17 protein-coding genes and 4 pseudogenes are annotated in these 17,831 nt (G+C 58.9%); 11 read left to right on the forward strand and 10 right to left on the reverse strand.

The window, feature by feature from the left end:
- Positions 1-612: IS5 family transposase (locus tag OGV57_RS07580; protein ID WP_072820579.1), on the forward strand; the 612-nt coding region annotated here is incomplete at its 5' end.
- A gap of 57 nt (positions 613-669) precedes the next feature.
- Here OGV57_RS07580 and OGV57_RS07585 read toward each other — a convergent pair.
- Together OGV57_RS07585 and OGV57_RS23805 are read right to left on the reverse strand one after the other, a co-directional pair.
- A pseudogene (locus OGV57_RS07585) lies at positions 670-753 on the reverse strand (SOS response-associated peptidase); the annotation flags it as partial.
- Positions 754-796: 43 nt separating this feature from the next.
- A pseudogene (locus OGV57_RS23805) lies at positions 797-1,117 on the reverse strand (replication-associated protein RepA4); the annotation flags it as partial.
- 155 nt (positions 1,118-1,272) lie between these two features.
- Here OGV57_RS23805 and OGV57_RS07590 point away from each other — a divergent pair.
- A pseudogene (locus OGV57_RS07590) lies at positions 1,273-1,598 on the forward strand (Tn3 family transposase); the annotation flags it as partial.
- A gap of 205 nt (positions 1,599-1,803) precedes the next feature.
- Positions 1,804-2,586 carry an IS5 family transposase gene (locus OGV57_RS07595; RefSeq protein WP_375338232.1) on the forward strand — a complete coding sequence of 261 codons (783 nt, stop codon included), beginning with the start codon at positions 1,804-1,806 and terminating at the stop codon, positions 2,584-2,586.
- On the opposite strand, the gene OGV57_RS07600 is transcribed toward OGV57_RS07595, so the two are convergent.
- The 4 genes from OGV57_RS07600 to intI1 all read right to left on the reverse strand — a co-directional run bounded on the left by OGV57_RS07600 (position 2,563) and on the right by intI1 (position 7,835).
- Positions 2,563-5,529 (reverse strand): Tn3-like element TnAs1 family transposase, encoded by a 2,967-nt coding sequence (locus OGV57_RS07600; protein ID WP_286530937.1) that lies wholly within the window; start codon positions 5,527-5,529, stop codon positions 2,563-2,565. The genes OGV57_RS07595 and OGV57_RS07600 overlap by 24 nt on opposite strands.
- 3 nt (positions 5,530-5,532) lie before the next feature.
- Positions 5,533-6,093, reverse strand: coding sequence for a recombinase family protein (locus OGV57_RS07605; protein ID WP_001161490.1), 561 nt, complete (start codon positions 6,091-6,093; stop codon positions 5,533-5,535).
- 175 nt (positions 6,094-6,268) lie between these two features.
- The gene (locus OGV57_RS23695) at positions 6,269-6,619 is read right to left on the reverse strand and encodes a DUF3330 domain-containing protein (RefSeq protein WP_000454193.1); all 351 of its coding nucleotides are present in this window, start codon (positions 6,617-6,619) and stop codon (positions 6,269-6,271) included.
- Positions 6,620-6,821: 202 nt separating this feature from the next.
- Positions 6,822-7,835 carry a class 1 integron integrase IntI1 gene (gene intI1, locus OGV57_RS07620; protein ID WP_000845048.1) on the reverse strand — a complete coding sequence of 338 codons (1,014 nt, stop codon included), beginning with the start codon at positions 7,833-7,835 and terminating at the stop codon, positions 6,822-6,824.
- A 157-nt stretch (positions 7,836-7,992) separates the two neighbouring features.
- Here intI1 and dfrA17 point away from each other — a divergent pair, with 157 nt between their 5' ends.
- The 8 genes and pseudogenes from dfrA17 to OGV57_RS07665 all read left to right on the forward strand — a co-directional run bounded on the left by dfrA17 (position 7,993) and on the right by OGV57_RS07665 (position 13,770).
- The gene (gene dfrA17, locus OGV57_RS07625) at positions 7,993-8,466 is read left to right on the forward strand and encodes a trimethoprim-resistant dihydrofolate reductase DfrA17 (RefSeq protein ID WP_001389366.1); all 474 of its coding nucleotides are present in this window, start codon (positions 7,993-7,995) and stop codon (positions 8,464-8,466) included.
- Positions 8,467-8,596: 130 nt separating this feature from the next.
- Positions 8,597-9,385, forward strand: coding sequence for an ANT(3'')-Ia family aminoglycoside nucleotidyltransferase AadA5 (locus tag OGV57_RS07630; protein WP_000503573.1), 789 nt, complete (start codon positions 8,597-8,599; stop codon positions 9,383-9,385).
- A gap of 205 nt (positions 9,386-9,590) precedes the next feature.
- On the forward strand, positions 9,591-9,938 hold the full coding sequence (locus tag OGV57_RS07635) for a quaternary ammonium compound efflux SMR transporter QacE delta 1 (RefSeq protein WP_000679427.1): 348 nt from the start codon (positions 9,591-9,593) through the stop codon (positions 9,936-9,938).
- Entirely contained in the window at positions 9,932-10,771 is an 840-nt protein-coding gene (sul1, locus tag OGV57_RS07640; protein WP_000259031.1) for a sulfonamide-resistant dihydropteroate synthase Sul1, read from the forward strand. Before OGV57_RS07635 ends, sul1 begins: the two co-directional genes overlap by 7 nt.
- A 127-nt stretch (positions 10,772-10,898) precedes the next feature.
- Positions 10,899-11,096: pseudogene (locus OGV57_RS07645) on the forward strand (hypothetical protein); the annotation flags it as partial.
- Positions 11,097-11,257: 161 nt separating this feature from the next.
- Positions 11,258-12,463, forward strand: a complete 1,206-nt coding sequence (chrA, locus tag OGV57_RS07650) for a chromate efflux transporter (RefSeq protein ID WP_000184001.1) — start codon at positions 11,258-11,260, stop codon at positions 12,461-12,463.
- A 10-nt stretch (positions 12,464-12,473) separates the two neighbouring features.
- Positions 12,474-12,779, forward strand: coding sequence for a PadR family transcriptional regulator (locus tag OGV57_RS07655; RefSeq protein ID WP_000130000.1), 306 nt, complete (start codon positions 12,474-12,476; stop codon positions 12,777-12,779).
- A gap of 226 nt (positions 12,780-13,005) precedes the next feature.
- A complete protein-coding gene (locus tag OGV57_RS07665) occupies positions 13,006-13,770 on the forward strand; it encodes an IS6-like element IS6100 family transposase (RefSeq protein ID WP_001389365.1) in 765 nt (254 codons plus the stop codon).
- Positions 13,771-14,262: 492 nt separating this feature from the next.
- Here the strand turns inward: OGV57_RS07665 and mphR(A) are convergent, their stop codons facing one another.
- From mphR(A) to OGV57_RS07685, 4 genes are all read right to left on the reverse strand, one after another.
- Positions 14,263-14,847 carry a macrolide-binding transcriptional repressor MphR(A) gene (mphR(A), locus tag OGV57_RS07670; RefSeq protein ID WP_001137892.1) on the reverse strand — a complete coding sequence of 195 codons (585 nt, stop codon included), beginning with the start codon at positions 14,845-14,847 and terminating at the stop codon, positions 14,263-14,265.
- Positions 14,847-16,085: a phosphorylated macrolide efflux MFS transporter Mrx(A) gene (gene mrx(A) / locus OGV57_RS07675; RefSeq protein ID WP_000004159.1), complete on the reverse strand. Its 1,239-nt coding sequence runs from the start codon at positions 16,083-16,085 to the stop codon at positions 14,847-14,849. Before mrx(A) ends, mphR(A) begins: the two co-directional genes overlap by 1 nt.
- Positions 16,082-16,987 carry an Mph(A) family macrolide 2'-phosphotransferase gene (locus OGV57_RS07680; RefSeq protein ID WP_000219391.1) on the reverse strand — a complete coding sequence of 302 codons (906 nt, stop codon included), beginning with the start codon at positions 16,985-16,987 and terminating at the stop codon, positions 16,082-16,084. Before OGV57_RS07680 ends, mrx(A) begins: the two co-directional genes overlap by 4 nt.
- A 121-nt stretch (positions 16,988-17,108) precedes the next feature.
- Positions 17,109-17,813 carry an IS6-like element IS26 family transposase gene (locus tag OGV57_RS07685; RefSeq protein ID WP_001067855.1) on the reverse strand — a complete coding sequence of 235 codons (705 nt, stop codon included), beginning with the start codon at positions 17,811-17,813 and terminating at the stop codon, positions 17,109-17,111.
- Between the last annotated feature and the right edge of the window lie 18 nt (positions 17,814-17,831).

Raw genomic sequence — 17,831 nt, forward strand, 5'->3', positions numbered from 1 at the left:
GTCAGTTTCAAAACGTTCACCCGGGGTGAAATCGCGCATCTGGTGATTGATTCCACCGGGCTGAAGGTCTTTGGTGAAGGCGAATGGAAAGTCAAAAAGCATGGCCAGGAACGCCGTCGTATATGGCGAAAGTTGCATCTGGCAGTTGACAGCAACACACATGAAATCATCTGTGCAAACCTGTCGCTGAACAATGTGACGGACTCAGAAGCCTTCCCGGGTCTTATCCGGCAGACTCACAGAAAAATCAGGGCAGCATCGGCAGACGGCGCTTACGACACCCAACTCTGTCACGATGAACTGCGGCGTAAGAAAATCAGCGCGCTTATCCCGCCCCGAAAAGGCGCGGGTTACTGGCCCGGTGAATATGCAGACCGTAACCGTGCTGTTGCGAATCAGCGGCTGACCGGGAGTAATGCGCGGTGGAAATGGACAACAGATTACAACCGTCGCTCGATAGCGGAAACGGCGATGTACCGGGTAAAACAGCTGTTCGGAGGTTCACTGACACTGCGTGACTACGATGGTCAGGTTGCAGAGGCTATGGCCCTGGTACGAGCGCTGAACAAAATGACGAAAGCAGGTATGCCTGAAAGCGTGCGTATTGCCTGAAAACACAACCCGCTACGGGGGAGACTTACCCGAAATCTGATTTATTCAACAAAGCCCGTAGGCAATATTTCGATCGGCTTCATTGGCGAGGAGAGAAAGATACTCTTCCCGCGTCATAGACTGAGAAAAACGTCCGCACATGGTTACCTCCAGTGGCCAGACTTAAAGTATAGATAATGCCGCGTCAGCGGCATGGAGGCGCCAGCTGAAGTTGAATGGAGTACTGCGGGTAAATGGCGCCGTCGCCCGGCGCAGCCGGCTGCTGTTTTGACAGGTTCTGCCTCACCCACCCCCTTCCCTGCAAAGCTATACCCGCTAAAAACGGCTCAGATGCCTCTGTACGCGGTCGGAGTGGTCCCGGCAAGGCGACAGCCGCAGTCGGGGCGTATCTCCGCGTTAGCGGGCCGTTAGGGCCGCTTACGAGCGTGTATCCCAGAACTTACCGCGACACTACTCACAGAGATGACGAAGAGTAGTTACAACACCCATCATTAAAAGCGACACTACTCCCGGCCTTCGGCCGGGGGCGGCGGCGCTTTTCAGTGGTGGGGAGGGGCTCCTGGCTGGCAAACCGGCGCCGGTTTTATGATGAATTTTCATTTGAATGCTGTAACTAACTTGGTTCTCCGGTTGGGGCCCGTCGCGCAGCGATGGGAGCTCTCTCTAGCGCGCGCGGTATTCCTGCACCGTCTGGGTGAAATCAGGGATCGTAAACCGGAAAATCAGAGCTACCGCGCCAGTGGACTGACGCTGCTGACAGCAACTATCTCGCTGTGGAATACAGTGTATATGGAAAGAGCGGTCGATGCCCTGAAGCGTAAAGGGGTGAAGATCAACGAGCAACTGCTGTCACATTTGTCGCCGTTAGGCTGGGAGCATATCAATCTGACAGGCGATTACATCTGGAAAAACAACAGAATACCGGCCTCCGGTAAGTTTCGTCGGCTGAGGCCAGCTAAAGTAGAAAGGTCAAAAAACGACCTTAACGTACAATAATTTTCGATATCCAAACTGACCCCATAGAAACAGAAGCCACTGGAGCACCTCAAAAACACCATCATACACTAAATCAGTAAGTTGGCAGCATCACCGATACCCAACTGTAATAACAGATACTGAAATTAACATCATCTTAAATAGAACCCGTCATACGGGAGACGGCTTTGTTGAATAAATCGAACTTTTGCTGAGTTGAAGGATCAGAGCACGTATCTTCCCGACAACGCAGACCGTTCCGTGGCAAAGCAAAAGTTCAAAATCACCAACTGGCCCACCTACAATAAAGCCCTCATCAACCGTGGCTCCATAACTTTCTGGCTGGATGATGAAGCCATTCAGGCCTGGTATGAGTCGGCAACGCCTTCATCACGGGGAAGACCTCAGCGCTATTCTGATCTCGCCGTCACCACCGTTCTGGTCATTAAACGCGTGTTCAGGCTGACCCTGCGGGCTGCACAGGGTTTTATTGATTCCATTTTTACACTGATAAATGTTCCGTTGCGCTGCCCGGATTACACCAGTGTCAGCAAGCGCGCAAAGTCGGTTAATGTCAGTTTCAAAACGTTCACCCGAGGTGAAATCGCGCATCTGGTGATTGATTCCACCGGGCTGAAGGTCTTTGGTGAAGGCGAATGGAAAGTCAAAAAACACGGCAAAGAACGCCGTCGTATCTGGCGGAAGTTGCATCTGGCCGTTGACAGCAACACACATGAAATCATCTGTGCAGACCTGTCGCTGAACAACGTAACGGACTCAGAAGCCTTCCCGGGTCTTATCCGGCAGACTCACAGAAAAATCAGGGCAGCATCGGCAGATGGCGCTTACGACACCCGGCTCTGTCACGATGAACTGCGGCGTAAGAAAATCAGCGCCCTTATCCCACCCCGAAAAGGTGCGGGTTACTGGCCCGGTGAATATGGGGAGCCCGCAGAATTCGGAAAAAATCGTACGCTAAGGTTTTCCGGGCATCCGTAAGGGCCGAAACTTCCCGTCTTCCAGTCTGCGGCTCTGCCGCCAGACGTAATCGCCGGTTAGGTTGATGTGCTCCCAGCCCAGCGGCGACAGGAATTGCAGCAGCTCGCCGTCCACCGGCTTGCCGGCCTCGACCAACCCCTGGGTGGCGCGTTCCAGGTACACCGTGTTCCACAGCACGATAGCCGCCGTCACCAGGTTGAGGCCGCTGGCCCGGTAGCGCTGCTGCTCGAAGCTCCGATCCCTGATTTCCCCAAGGCGGTTGAAGAACACCGCCCTGGCCAGCGAGTTGCGCGCCTCACCTTTGTTCAGGCCGGCATGCACGCGGCGGCGCAGTTCAACACTTTGCAGCCAGTCCAGGATGAACAGCGTGCGCTCGATCCGGCCCAGCTCGCGCAGGGCCACGGCCAGTCCGTTCTGGCGCGGGTAGCTGCCGAGCTTGCGCAGCATCAGCGAGGCGGTGACGGTGCCCTGCTTGATCGAGCTGGCCAGGCGCAGGATGTCGTCCCAGTGGGCACGCACGTGCTTGATGTTCAGGGTGCCGCCGATCAGCGGGCGCAACGTCGGGTAGGCTTGCACGCCCTGCGGCACGTACAGCTTGGTTTCGCCGAGGTCGCGGATGCGCGGCGCGAAGCGGAAGCCTAGCAGGTGCATCAGGGCAAAGACGTGATCGGTGAAGCCGGCCGTGTCGGTGTAGTGCTCCTCGATCCGCAGGTCGGACTCGTGGTACAGCAGGCCGTCGAGCACATAGGTGGAATCGCGGACGCCGACATTCACCACGCGGGTGCTGAACGGCGCGTACTGGTCGGAGATATGGGTATAGAACAGCCGTCCCGGCTCGCTACCGTACTTCGGGTTGACGTGCCCGGTGCTCTCGCCCCGGCCACCCGCGCGGAAGCGCTGGCCATCGGAGGATGAGGTCGTGCCGTCGCCCCAGTGGGCGGCAAAGGCGTGGCGATACTGGTGGTTGACCAGCTCGGCCAAGGCCGCCGAATAGGTTTCGTCGCGGATGTGCCAGGCTTGCAGCCAGGACAGCTTGGCGTAGGTCAGGCCGGGGCTCGACTCGGCCATCTTGGTCAGCCCGAGGTTGATCGCATCACCGAGGATTGCGGACAGCAGCAACGTCCTGTCTTTGGCCTCGGCCCCGTCCTTCAAGTGGGTGAAGTGGCGGCTGAAGCCCGTCCAGTCGTCCACGTCCATCAGCAGTTCGGTGATCTTGATGCGCGGCAGTAACTGGCTGGTTTGGTCGATCAGCGCCTGCGCCCGATCCGGCACCGCCGCATCCAGCGGGGTGATTTTCAGCCCTGACTCGGTGAGGATGGCATCGGGCAGCTCGTTGTCCTTGGCCAGGCGGGTGACGGTGGCCAACTGCTCGTCCAGCAGCTGCAAACGCTCTTCCAGGTACTGGTCGCTGTTCGGGTTGATCGCCAGGGGCAGGGCCTGCTCGCGCTTGAGTGCGGCGAACTTCTCGGCCGGCAGCAGGTAGTCGTCGAAGTCGCGGAACTGCCGCGAGCCCTTGACCCAGATGTCGCCGGAGCGCAGGGCGTTCTTCAGCTCGGACAGGGCGCAGATTTCGTAGAATTTCCGGTCGAGGCATTCCGGGGTGATCACCAGCGGCTTCCAGCGCGGCTTGATGAAGGCCGTGGGTGCATCGGCCGGCACCTTGCGCAGGTTGTCGGCGTTCATCTCACGCAGGGTCTGCACGGCTGCCAGCACGCCTTGCGCGGCCGGCGCGGCGCGCAGTTCCAGCACCTCCAGCAAGGCCGGCGTGTAACGGCGCAGGGTGGCGAAGTTCTCGCCGACCAGGTGCAGGTGGTCGAAGCCTTCCGGCCGGGCCAGCAGCTCGGCCTCGCTGACGCTCTCGGTGAACTCGTCCCAGGGAATCACCGCCTCGATGGCGGCATAGGGGTCGCTGCCGCTTTCCTTCGCTTCCAGCAGCGCCTGGCCGATCCTGGAGTACAGGCGCACCTTGTCGTTGATCGCCTTGCCCTGCTTCTGGAACTGCTGCTGATGCTTGTGCTTCGCGCCGCTGAACAGCTTGACCAGGATGCGGTCATGCAGATCGACCAGCTCATCGATCACGGTCGCGGTGCTCTCCAGCACCACGGCGGCCAGGGTCGCGTAGCGGCGCTGCGGCTCGAACTTACCGAGGTCTTTGGGCGTCATCTGCCCACCCTCGCGGGCCAGCTTGAGCAGGCGGTTCTGGTGGATGTGCCGGCCCAGGCCTTCGGGCAAGTCCACCAACTGAAATGTCTTCAGCCGCTCGATGTGTTCCAGCATGTGCCGAGAGTTGGGTTTCAGCGGTGCCTGGCGCAGCCAGGTCAACCAGGTGATGCTGCTGCCGGCCTTGAGCTTCAACAGCTCGTCCAGCTTGGCCCGATGCGAGTCCGTGAGTGGTTCGACCAGGGCGCGGTAGACCCGCCGATTGGCTCGCGCAATGGCTTCCGAGCAGGCCCGGTCAATCACGCTCAGCGCCGGCAGGATGCGTCGTTTCTGCCGTAGGCTCTCCAGGGCCTGACCGGCCAGCAGCAAGCCTTTGTCGGTCTGCTGGGCCAGCTCGGTTAGCTCGCGCACCAGGGCGCGGAAGTCGGACAGGCCGAACGGGGCCAGTTGCAGGTAGGTGCGCAGTTCCTGGGCATGCTCGCGACGGGTCACGTCGCGCTCGCCGTACTTTGCCCAGCTCGCCGGCTCGGCCTGGACTTGCTTCGCCACCCACAGGATGACCGGCTCGGGCAGCTCGCTGTCGGTTCCCAGCGCGTAACCGGGGTAGCGCAGCAGGCAGAGCTGCACGGCGAAGCCGAGGCGGTTGGCGTCGCCGCGTCGCTGGCGGATCAGCGACAGGTCGGAGTCGTTGAAGGTGTAGTAGCGGATCAGGTCATCCTGGCTTTCCGGCAGCGCAAGCAGGGTGTCCCGCTCCGTGGCCGAGAGGATCAAGCGACGCGGCATGTGTCAGTCGTCCGTGCGGAGGTACTGGTAGAGGGTTTCCCGGCTGATGTTGAACTCGCGGGCAAGCTGCGCCTTGGGCTCGCCGGCCGTCGCTCGCTGCCGCAGGGTAGCAGCCTGCTCATCGGACAGGGCTTTCTTGCGGCCCCGGTACGCGCCACGCTGCTTGGCCAAGGCGATGCCCTCACGCTGCCGCTCGCGGATCAGGGCGCGCTCGAACTCAGCGAAGGCCCCCATCACCGACAGCATCAGGTTGGCCATCGGCGAGTCCTCGCCAGTGAACACCAGGCCCTCCTTCAGGAACTCGATGCGCACGCCGCGCTGAGTCAGCTTCTGTACCAAGCGACGCAGGTCATCGAGGTTGCGGGCCAGCCGATCCATGCTGTGCACCACCACTGTATCGCCTTCGCGGACGAAGCTCAGCAGCGCTTCGAGCTGGGGGCGCTGGGTGTCCTTGCCCGATGCCTTGTCGGTGAACACCTTGCTCACCTGGGTTTGTTCCAGCTGGCGTTCCGGGTTCTGGTCAAAGCTGCTGACCCGGACGTAGCCGATGCGGTGCCCCTGCACGATGTCTCCTTGGTTGAAGGCGGCTTAAGTGCACTTTCTGTTCCGTTGTGCCTCAAAGCCCATTTCTGTCAGGCTGAAATCTATAACCTTCGCGGGCATGTGTCAAAAAATGGGAAAGCAGACTCTATTCTGACGAAGCGGCGCGGCCCTGCCTGACATCAAGTTAGGGTATGCCTCAACCTGACGGCGGCGAATCACAAGCGTCCGGTTTGACGCTGGTTTCGGTCGCAGTGCTGGCCCGCGCCTGGAAGCGCTGATAGCACTCCAGCCCGCAGAAATGCTCCACGTACTCGGCCCCTTCCGGCGTGAAGGCGGCATCGAGCGGGATTTCCTTGCAGCACACGCAGCAACTGGTGCTCGGTTCATTGGCGTTCATGGTGGTGTTCCTCCATTGGTTGACGAAGCCGACGAAGGCCGCCGCCGGCATCGGCCTGGCGAACAGGAAACCCTGCACCGTGTCGCAACCCGCCTGCCGCAACCACGCAAGGCAGTCGGGTGTTTCCACACCCTCGGCTACCACCTCCATTGTCGTTTTCAGAAGACGGCTGCACTGAACGTCAGAAGCCGACTGCACTATAGCAGCGGAGGGGTTGGATCCATCAGGCAACGACGGGCTGCTGCCGGCCATCAGCGGACGCAGGGAGGACTTTCCGCAACCGGCCGTTCGATGCGGCACCGATGGCCTTCGCGCAGGGGTAGTGAATCCGCCAGGATTGACTTGCGCTGCCCTACCTCTCACTAGTGAGGGGCGGCAGCGCATCAAGCGGTGAGCGCACTCCGGCACCGCCAACTTTCAGCACATGCGTGTAAATCATCGTCGTAGAGACGTCGGAATGGCCGAGCAGATCCTGCACGGTTCGAATGTCGTAACCGCTGCGGAGCAAGGCCGTCGCGAACGAGTGGCGGAGGGTGTGCGGTGTGGCGGGCTTCGTGATGCCTGCTTGTTCTACGGCACGTTTGAAGGCGCGCTGAAAGGTCTGGTCATACATGTGATGGCGACGCACGACACCGCTCCGTGGATCGGTCGAATGCGTGTGCTGCGCAAAAACCCAGAACCACGGCCAGGAATGCCCGGCGCGCGGATACTTCCGCTCAAGGGCGTCGGGAAGCGCAACGCCGCTGCGGCCCTCGGCCTGGTCCTTCAGCCACCATGCCCGTGCACGCGACAGCTGCTCGCGCAGGCTGGGTGCCAAGCTCTCGGGTAACATCAAGGCCCGATCCTTGGAGCCCTTGCCCTCCCGCACGATGATCGTGCCGTGATCGAAATCCAGATCCTTGACCCGCAGTTGCAAACCCTCACTGATCCGCATGCCCGTTCCATACAGAAGCTGGGCGAACAAACGATGCTCGCCTTCCAGAAAACCGAGGATGCGAACCACTTCATCCGGGGTCAGCACCACCGGCAAGCGCCGCGACGGCCGAGGTCTTCCGATCTCCTGAAGCCAGGGCAGATCCGTGCACAGCACCTTGCCGTAGAAGAACAGCAAGGCCGCCAATGCCTGACGATGCGTGGAGACCGAAACCTTGCGCTCGTTCGCCAGCCAGGACAGAAATGCCTCGACTTCGCTGCTGCCCAAGGTTGCCGGGTGACGCACACCGTGGAAACGGATGAAGGCACGAACCCAGTGGACATAAGCCTGTTCGGTTCGTAAACTGTAATGCAAGTAGCGTATGCGCTCACGCAACTGGTCCAGAACCTTGACCGAACGCAGCGGTGGTAACGGCGCAGTGGCGGTTTTCATGGCTTGTTATGACTGTTTTTTTGTACAGTCTATGCCTCGGGCATCCAAGCAGCAAGCGCGTTACGCCGTGGGTCGATGTTTGATGTTATGGAGCAGCAACGATGTTACGCAGCAGGGCAGTCGCCCTAAAACAAAGTTAGCCATTAAGGGAGTTAAATTGAAAATATCATTGATTTCTGCAGTGTCAGAAAATGGCGTAATCGGTAGTGGTCCTGATATCCCGTGGTCAGTAAAAGGTGAGCAACTACTCTTTAAAGCGCTCACATATAATCAATGGCTCCTTGTCGGAAGAAAAACATTTGACTCTATGGGTGTTCTTCCAAATCGCAAATATGCAGTAGTGTCAAAGAACGGAATTTCAAGCTCAAATGAAAACGTCCTAGTTTTTCCTTCAATAGAAAATGCTTTGAAAGAGCTATCAAAAGTTACAGATCATGTATATGTCTCTGGCGGGGGTCAAATCTATAATAGCCTTATTGAAAAAGCAGATATAATTCATTTGTCTACTGTTCACGTTGAAGTCGAAGGTGATATCAAATTCCCTATAATGCCTGAGAATTTCAATTTGGTTTTTGAACAGTTTTTTATGTCTAATATAAATTATACATACCAGATTTGGAAAAAAGGCTAACAATGCGTTGCAGCACCAGTCGCTTCGCTCCTTGGACAGCTTTTAAGTCGCGTCTTTGTGGTTTTGCTGCGCAAAAGTATTCCACAAAGCCGCAACTTAAAAGCTGCCGCTGAACTTAACGTTAGGCATCATGGGTGAATTTTTCCCTGCACAAGTTTTCAAGCAGCTGTCCCACGCTCGCGCGGTGATCGAGCGCCATCTGGCTGCGACACTGGACACAATCCACCTGTTCGGATCTGCGATCGATGGAGGGCTGAAGCCGGACAGCGACATAGACTTGCTCGTGACCGTCAGCGCCGCACCTAACGATTCGCTCCGGCAGGCGCTAATGCTCGATTTGCTGAAAGTCTCATCACCGCCAGGCGATGGCGGAACATGGCGACCGCTGGAGCTAACTGTTGTCGCTCGAAGCGAAGTAGTGCCTTGGCGCTATCCGGCGCGGCGTGAGCTTCAGTTCGGTGAGTGGCTCCGCCACGACATCCTTTCCGGAACGTTCGAGCCTGCCGTTCTGGATCACGATCTTGCGATTTTGCTGACCAAGGCGAGGCAACACAGCCTTGCGCTTCTAGGCCCATCCGCAGCCACGTTTTTCGAGCCGGTGCCGAAGGAGCATTTCTCCAAGGCGCTTTTCGACACTATTGCCCAGTGGAATGCAGAGTCGGATTGGAAGGGTGACGAGCGGAACGTCGTTCTTGCTCTTGCTCGCATTTGGTACAGCGCTTCAACTGGTCTCATTGCTCCTAAGGACGTTGCTGCCGCATGGGTATCGGAGCGTTTGCCTGCCGAGCATCGGCCCCTCATCTGCAAGGCACGCGCGGCGTACCTGGGTAGCGAGGACGACGACCTAGCAATGCGCGTCGAAGAGACGGCCGCGTTCGTTCGATATGCCAAAGCAACGATTGAGAGAATCTTGCGTTGAGCGGCATGTGCGAAAAGTGCATCGACCCGCGCCGAGGGCATCTGATGCCTAACTCGGCGTTCAAGCGGACGGGCTGCGCCCGCCGCTCAACTATGCGTTAGATGCACTAAGCACATAATTGCTCACAGCCAAACTATCAGGTCAAGTCTGCTTTTATTATTTTTAAGCGTGCATAATAAGCCCTACACAAATTGGGAGATATATCATGAAAGGCTGGCTTTTTCTTGTTATCGCAATAGTTGGCGAAGTAATCGCAACATCCGCATTAAAATCTAGCGAGGGCTTTACTAAGCTTGCCCCTTCCGCCGTTGTCATAATCGGTTATGGCATCGCATTTTATTTTCTTTCTCTGGTTCTGAAATCCATCCCTGTCGGTGTTGCTTATGCAGTCTGGTCGGGACTCGGCGTCGTCATAATTACAGCCATTGCCTGGTTGCTTCATGGGCAAAAGCTTGATGCGTGGGGCTTTGTAGGTATGGGGCTCATAATTGCTGCCTTTTTGCTCGCCCGATCCCCATCGTGGAAGTCGCTGCGGAGGCCGACGCCATGGTGACGGTGTTCGGCATTCTGAATCTCACCGAGGACTCCTTCTTCGATGAGAGCCGGCGGCTAGACCCCGCCGGCGCTGTCACCGCGGCGATCGAAATGCTGCGAGTCGGATCAGACGTCGTGGATGTCGGACCGGCCGCCAGCCATCCGGACGCGAGGCCTGTATCGCCGGCCGATGAGATCAGACGTATTGCGCCGCTCTTAGACGCCCTGTCCGATCAGATGCACCGTGTTTCAATCGACAGCTTCCAACCGGAAACCCAGCGCTATGCGCTCAAGCGCGGCGTGGGCTACCTGAACGATATCCAAGGATTTCCTGACCCTGCGCTCTATCCCGATATTGCTGAGGCGGACTGCAGGCTGGTGGTTATGCACTCAGCGCAGCGGGATGGCATCGCCACCCGCACCGGTCACCTTCGACCCGAAGACGCGCTCGACGAGATTGTGCGGTTCTTCGAGGCGCGGGTTTCCGCCTTGCGACGGAGCGGGGTCGCTGCCGACCGGCTCATCCTCGATCCGGGGATGGGATTTTTCTTGAGCCCCGCACCGGAAACATCGCTGCACGTGCTGTCGAACCTTCAAAAGCTGAAGTCGGCGTTGGGGCTTCCGCTATTGGTCTCGGTGTCGCGGAAATCCTTCTTGGGCGCCACCGTTGGCCTTCCTGTAAAGGATCTGGGTCCAGCGAGCCTTGCGGCGGAACTTCACGCGATCGGCAATGGCGCTGACTACGTCCGCACCCACGCGCCTGGAGATCTGCGAAGCGCAATCACCTTCTCGGAAACCCTCGCGAAATTTCGCAGTCGCGACGCCAGAGACCGAGGGTTAGATCATGCCTAGCATTCACCTTCCGGCCGCCCGCTAGCGGACCCTGGTCAGGTTCCGCGAAGGTGGGCGCAGACATGCTGGGCTCGTCAGGATCAAACTGCACTATGAGGCGGCGGTTCATACCGCGCCAGGGGAGCGAATGGACAGCGAGGAGCCTCCGAACGTTCGGGTCGCCTGCTCGGGTGATATCGACGAGGTTGTGCGGCTGATGCACGACGCTGCGGCGTGGATGTCCGCCAAGGGAACGCCCGCCTGGGACGTCGCGCGGATCGACCGGACATTCGCGGAGACCTTCGTCCTGAGATCCGAGCTCCTAGGGATCGCCTCAGAAAACGGAAAATAAAGCACGCTAAGCCGTAAGTAAGCGTGCTCCTGTGAAAGCCACAGCTAAAACTGCGTAGTACACATAGAGGTATTTTTTTCTAGATTTATATCGAATTTCGTTATCGAATTTCGCTTATTATTGATCAACTCGTTGCAGATCATGAAGGCGAAAGTATGACGAATAACCCTACCGATGACAGCAGACCATGGTCGGTCTTTCTTATTTTTCTGCGGCTTGGATTGACATCTTTTGGCGGCCCCATTGCGCACTTGGGCTACTTCCGCGCCGAATTTGTCACACGGCGGCGCTGGCTCTCCGAACGGAGCTATGCTGACTTGGTCGCGCTTTGTCAGTTCTTGCCAGGGCCTGCAAGCAGCCAGGTCGGCATAGCGGTAGGACTGTCTCGGGCTGGATACAGCGGGGCGCTGGCTGCTTGGGCTGGCTTCACGCTGCCGTCTGCCATAGCCTTGATCCTTTTTGCGCTCGGCATCTCCAGCTATGGCGATTACGTCTCGCAGGGCGCGTTGCATGGCTTAAAAGTGGTGGCTGTGGCCGTGGTCGCTCAAGCAGTATGGGGCATGGCGCGTAACCTATGCACGGATGGGCTGCGAGTCACCATCATGGCAATTGCTACCTGCGTCGTTTTACTTGTGCCGTCCGCGTGGGGACAGGTTGGCGTGATTGCTATCGCAGGCATCGCAGGCCGGTTATTGTTCAAGCCAGCGAAAGTTGTTGAGCATGACCCCCTACCTATCACGGTCAGTCACCGGGCCGGCGTGCTTTGGCTCTCGCTGTTCTTTGTCTTGCTGATTGGCCTGCCGGTGTTGGCCGAACTGATGCCAAGTCAAACCATGGCAATGGTGGATTCCTTCTATCGTGTCGGATCACTGGTGTTCGGCGGTGGTCACGTTGTGCTGCCATTACTGCAAGCCGAAGTGGTGCCCTCCGGCTGGGTCAACAATGAATCCTTTCTCGCGGGGTACGGGGCAGCTCAAGCGGTGCCCGGCCCTTTGTTCACGTTCGCCGCGTTTCTTGGTGCCTCGATGAACACCGCCCCGTCGGGCTGGATCGGCGGCATTGTGTGTCTGCTGGCTATCTTCGCGCCCTCGTTCTTGCTGGTCGTCGGATCAATGCCATTTTGGGAGCGTTTGCGCCGCAATACAGGCATCCAAGCTGCGCTGGCCGGGATCAATGCCGCTGTAGTCGGCTTGCTGCTGGCCGCGCTGTATCAGCCTGTATGGACTAGCGCCATCTTTCAGCCGCAAGACTTCGGCTTGGCATTAGTTGCCCTTGTCGCACTTATGTTCTGGAAGCTCCCGCCGTGGCTGGTTGTCCTCGGTAGCGGTGCAGCTGGGTGGCTGTTGAGCGTCGCTCTGTGAGGCACAAAAAATGACTGACAAAGACCTCTACGGCGGTTTGATCCGCCTGCACATCCTTCACCATGCAGCCGAGGAACCTGTCTTTGGGCTGGGGATCATCGAAGAGCTACGCCGACACGGCTACGAGATGAGCGCTGGCACCGTGTACCCGATGCTGCACGGCCTGGAAAAAAAAGGCTATCTGACCTCACGCCACGAACGCACCGGGCGACGTGAACGGCGTGTTTATGACATCACTGAACAAGGCAGAACTGCACTTGCTGATGCGAAAACAAAGGTCAAGGAGCTGTTCGGAGAGTTGGTAGAAGGTGGTTGAGTTTTTGCTTCTATGTCAGGTTGAGCTATACCCTAACTGGATTGTCATTTTCAGAAGACGACTGCACCAGTTGATTGGGCGTAATGGCTGTTGTGCAGCCAGCTCCTGACAGTTCAATATCAGAAGTGATCTGCACCAATCTCGACTATGCTCAATACTCGTGTGGGCTCTGTTGCAAAAATCGTGAAGCTTGAGCATGCTTGGCGGAGATTGGACGGACGGAACGATGACGGATTTCAAGTGGCGCCATTTCCAGGGTGATGTGATCCTGTGGGCGGTGCGCTGGTATTGTCGCTATCCGATCAGCTATCGCGACCTTGAGGAAATGCTGGCGGAACGCGGCATTTCGGTCGACCATACGACGATCTATCGCTGGGTCCAGTGCTACGCCCCGGAGATGGAGAAGCGGCTGCGCTGGTTCTGGCGGCGTGGCTTTGATCCGAGCTGGCGCCTGGATGAAACCTACGTCAAGGTGCGGGGCAAGTGGACCTACCTGTACCGGGCAGTCGACAAGCGGGGCGACACGATCGATTTCTACCTGTCGCCGACCCGCAGCGCCAAGGCAGCGAAGCGGTTCCTGGGCAAGGCCCTGCGAGGCCTGAAGCACTGGGAAAAGCCTGCCACGCTCAATACCGACAAAGCGCCGAGCTATGGTGCAGCGATCACCGAATTGAAGCGCGAAGGAAAGCTGGACCGGGAGACGGCCCACCGGCAGGTGAAGTATCTCAATAACGTGATCGAGGCCGATCACGGAAAGCTCAAGATACTGATCAAGCCGGTGCGCGGTTTCAAATCGATCCCCACGGCCTATGCCACGATCAAGGGATTCGAAGTCATGCGAGCCCTGCGCAAAGGACAGGCTCGCCCCTGGTGCCTGCAGCCCGGCATCAGGGGCGAGGTGCGCCTTGTGGAGAGAGCTTTTGGCATTGGGCCCTCGGCGCTGACGGAGGCCATGGGCATGCTCAACCACCATTTCGCAGCAGCCGCCTGATCGGCGCAGAGCGACAGCCTACCTCTGACTGCCGCCAATCTTTGCAACAGAGCCCGCCGTGCTAGTCTGCTCGGTGATGGTGGAGTGAAGCCAACCCGCAATCGGGTTATGAATCTGCATCGCGATTCGCAATCAGCTGTCTCTTGAGCATGTCGAACTCCTGCGATGTTATCTCGCCGTGCTCGTGCTGCTACACCAACTTGTCCAACTCATCCGCCACACCGCTCCCCACCACCTGCGATGGCCAGGTTGTTTGCTGGGCGCATTGGCGGAGTATCGTCTCGACCCGGGACACCCACACCGGCACAACCTTACGGGAGTGATTCACTGTCAAAGAATCGGCCCGGTGCTCTGACGCAAGTATCGGGATGGTCACCATTTGTAAGCCGTAGACCTGAGTGGTGATCAAGACTTCGATACCACCGACCGTACCGGTACTAATCGACGACGGTCGTGTTCGTCGCCTGCCGCAGGGACTCTGCACACCTCCGTTTACGCATGTGCCTGGAGGAGTTGGAAATCGTCGTGTTCGGGAAACATTAAACACAGGATGGCAGCGATCTGAGCCAGCACATGATCAGCTAGCTCACCATCCGGATCGACGGCCCACTGCATCGTCGCGCCAGCGATGACCGAGTGCAGGAGCAACTCAGCTGCCGCAGGAGCACCTGGGGGCAGTCGCTTGCGGATCCCCTCCACCACCGCGCGGTTCCGCTGGATCGCAAGCGTGCGTAGCTCCGGCACCTGGAGCTCGTACCAGGAGATGAGATAGTTCACCGAGAAGTCGTTGCGAGTGTTCATGCTCCGAACGAGCACCTGCAAAAATTCCCAGAGCCCTTGCGGCCCTGCGCCTATCGGTATCGCATTCAGGTAATGCCGCACCTGCTCGACGCCGCGCTCCATCATCCTCACCAGCAGCGTATCGCGGTTGGTGAAGCGCTGGATTAACGCTGCGCGGGAGAGCCCCACCTCCTTTGCTACTCCGCTGAGCGTGAACTCTATGGGACCGCAACGCTTCAGCACTACGGTGGCGGCCTCGAGTACCTCGTCATCGGACTTGAGCTTGGGGCGGGGCATCAGTGTTCACCTTCTGTATGGGTTGGGGCGGAGGCTGTGGCTGCCGCCGCCATTGTAGCAAATTGAAGACGGAGCGAGAGTAGAGCCACGAGCCCCGCAAACACGGCCGATACAACGAGGCCAGGGAGCGGACCAGCAAGGTCGACAAACGCGCCGGCCGCAAGCATAACCATGGGCGAGGCTGACAGCATCACCGCCGAGACCGTGCCGAGTACCCGGCCGAGAAGTTCTGGCGGCGTGCGGTTGTAGATGGCAGCGTTGAGAATGGGAGAGACTGAGCCGGTCAGCAGTCCCACGAGCGCGCCCAACAACATCAGCACCGGCACGCCTGGCAACTGTGAAAGCAGAAGCGAGCCCACCGCAGAGCCACAAAATGCCACCGCCAGCCAGTTCTGCGCTGATATCCGGGCGCCGACCGACGCATGAATGGCAATGCCAAGGAGACCACCAGCCCCCATCATTGAGGAGAACAGCCCGAGCTCTGCTACTTGGCGTCCTGCATCTACAAACAGCGCAGGCATGATGACGCTGCCGTTGGCGCCAACGATGCCCACGAAGATCATCACTATACCAAAGAGAGGGCGCAGCAGGGGTTCGCTCCAGAGAAAAGCGACGCCGGCGCGCATGGAGAGAGTCGCCGTCGTGGTCATCGTCCGAGCGGCACGCGCGGGAAGCACCCACGCGCCGAGCAGACCTGCAAGGACGGAGCAGAACGCCGTCAGCCCGAGCGTTGGCGCAGCGCCAAGCAGGCCGATTGCGGCCCCCCCAAGGGCCGGGCCACCTAGAATCGCGACGTTCCCGATCACCGCTTTCAGTGACGAGACGCGCTCAACGGAGAGCCCGGCGACGTGGCCGAGTTTGGGCAGCTCACTGTCCTGCGCGGCCATACCGGGTGCGTCGAACGCGGCACCGAGCACCACGCAAGCGATCAGCCCAGTGTTCGAGAGGGCGCCAACGGCATCGAGCAGTGGGATGCTCGCCATGGCCACGCCGCCCACCACACCCGAGATCAATGCGACGGGCGCGCGCCCGAACCGATCGACGAGGCCACCACCAACCCACGCGCCGATGATGGTCGCGATGACGCTGCTAGCGGCCGTGGCGCCCGCCCAGGCCGCGCTCTTTGTATGAGACAGGACGAACCATGGAAGCGCGAGGGCCGCCACCGCGTTGCCGATCCGGAAGAGAAAGGTCGCCGCGAACAGCGTCGCGAGCGGGCTATATCGACGTTCGCTCATTCCGCTGCGGCGAGCTGCGCCTTCGCCGCAGCGAGGTACTCTTCGTTACCCGAGTCGAGGGCGAAGAGTGCGTAGGTGACCGCCCCGAACGCAAGGCGCTCCGCGATGTGGTGGGCGAGCCGCGGCCACACCCGGCCACCGGCCGCTTCATACGTGAGGAGGAGCTTCGCGAGCCCCTCTTCACCAAAGACCATAAGGTGCGCGGCCATGTCGATGGCAGGGTCATCAACGCGGGCCTCGCTCCAGTCGATCATCCCGCTGACGCGCTCCGTGTTGTCGATGAGCACATGGCCCACGTAGAGATCGCCATGCACCACCACGGAGAAATCTGGCCACGACGAATCGTCGTCGAGCCAGCGCTGCCACCGGTGGAGGCGCTTGTCGTTCACCACGAACTCGCGTCGGACGCGGTCAACGTCGTCGGCCACCTTCTGACGGGCCTGCGTCGGTGTACGGATGAGCATCCCCGCATCCACGGCGGCGGAAATGGGGACGGCATGCAGGGCGGCGAGCGCGGTCGCGAAGCTCTCCGCGAAGACCTCCGAGTCCTGCGGCACGACCCAGTCGGGCGTGGACGAACCAGGCTGGATGACCATCGCAGTCGAGTCTTCGAGCATGGGATAGGCAACGAGCTCGGCGTTGGCCACGCGCCAGTCCGGCACCGCGAACGGCAGGCGATTCTTGAGCATTGCCAGCACCCGCGCCTCTGGTTCGACCTTCGCGCTTACCTCGGCTCGGCGCGGGATGCGCAGCACCCACCGACGTCCATCGTCGACGGTGGCGATCACGATCCTATAGTCGAGCCCAAGCTCATTGACAGTCAGCGGGCCATGGAGCTTGAGCCCATGTCGGGCTGCAAGTGCGTACAGTTGGGAGGTATCGGCGGTCGTGACTACGGTCATGATTCACTCCTGAGGGCTTGACGGGTTTAGCCACCTAAATGTAACAGTCACGTCGGTTATATTCAATCCGGCACTGTTGCAAAGTTAGCGATGAGGCAGCCTTTTGTCTTATTCAAAGGCCTTACATTTCAAAAACTCTGCTTACCAGGCGCATTTCGCCCAGGGGATCACCATAATAAAATGCTGAGGCCTGGCCTTTGCGTAGTGCACGCATCACCTCAATACCTTTGATGGTGGCGTAAGCCGTCTTCATGGATTTAAATCCCAGCGTGGCGCCGATTATCCGTTTCAGTTTGCCATGATCGCATTCAATCACGTTGTTCCGGTACTTAATCTGTCGGTGTTCAACGTCAGACGGGCACCGGCCTTCGCGTTTGAGCAGAGCAAGCGCGCGACCATAGGCGGGCGCTTTATCCGTGTTGATGAATCGCGGGATCTGCCACTTCTTCACGTTGTTGAGGATTTTACCCAGAAACCGGTATGCAGCTTTGCTGTTACGACGGGAGGAGAGATAAAAATCGACAGTGCGGCCCCGGCTGTCGACGGCCCGGTACAGATACGCCCAGCGGCCATTGACCTTCACGTAGGTTTCATCCATGTGCCACGGGCAAAGATCGGAAGGGTTACGCCAGTACCAGCGCAGCCGTTTTTCCATTTCAGGCGCATAACGCTGAACCCAGCGGTAAATCGTGGAGTGATCGACATTCACTCCGCGTTCAGCCAGCATCTCCTGCAGCTCACGGTAACTGATGCCGTATTTGCAGTACCAGCGTACGGCCCACAGAATGATGTCACGCTGAAAATGCCGGCCTTTGAATGGGTTCATGTGCAGCTCCATCAGCAA

The sequence above is a fragment of the Citrobacter sp. Cf087 genome (assembly GCF_030334285.1).
In the GTDB taxonomy this organism is placed as follows: domain Bacteria; phylum Pseudomonadota; class Gammaproteobacteria; order Enterobacterales; family Enterobacteriaceae; genus Citrobacter; species Citrobacter freundii.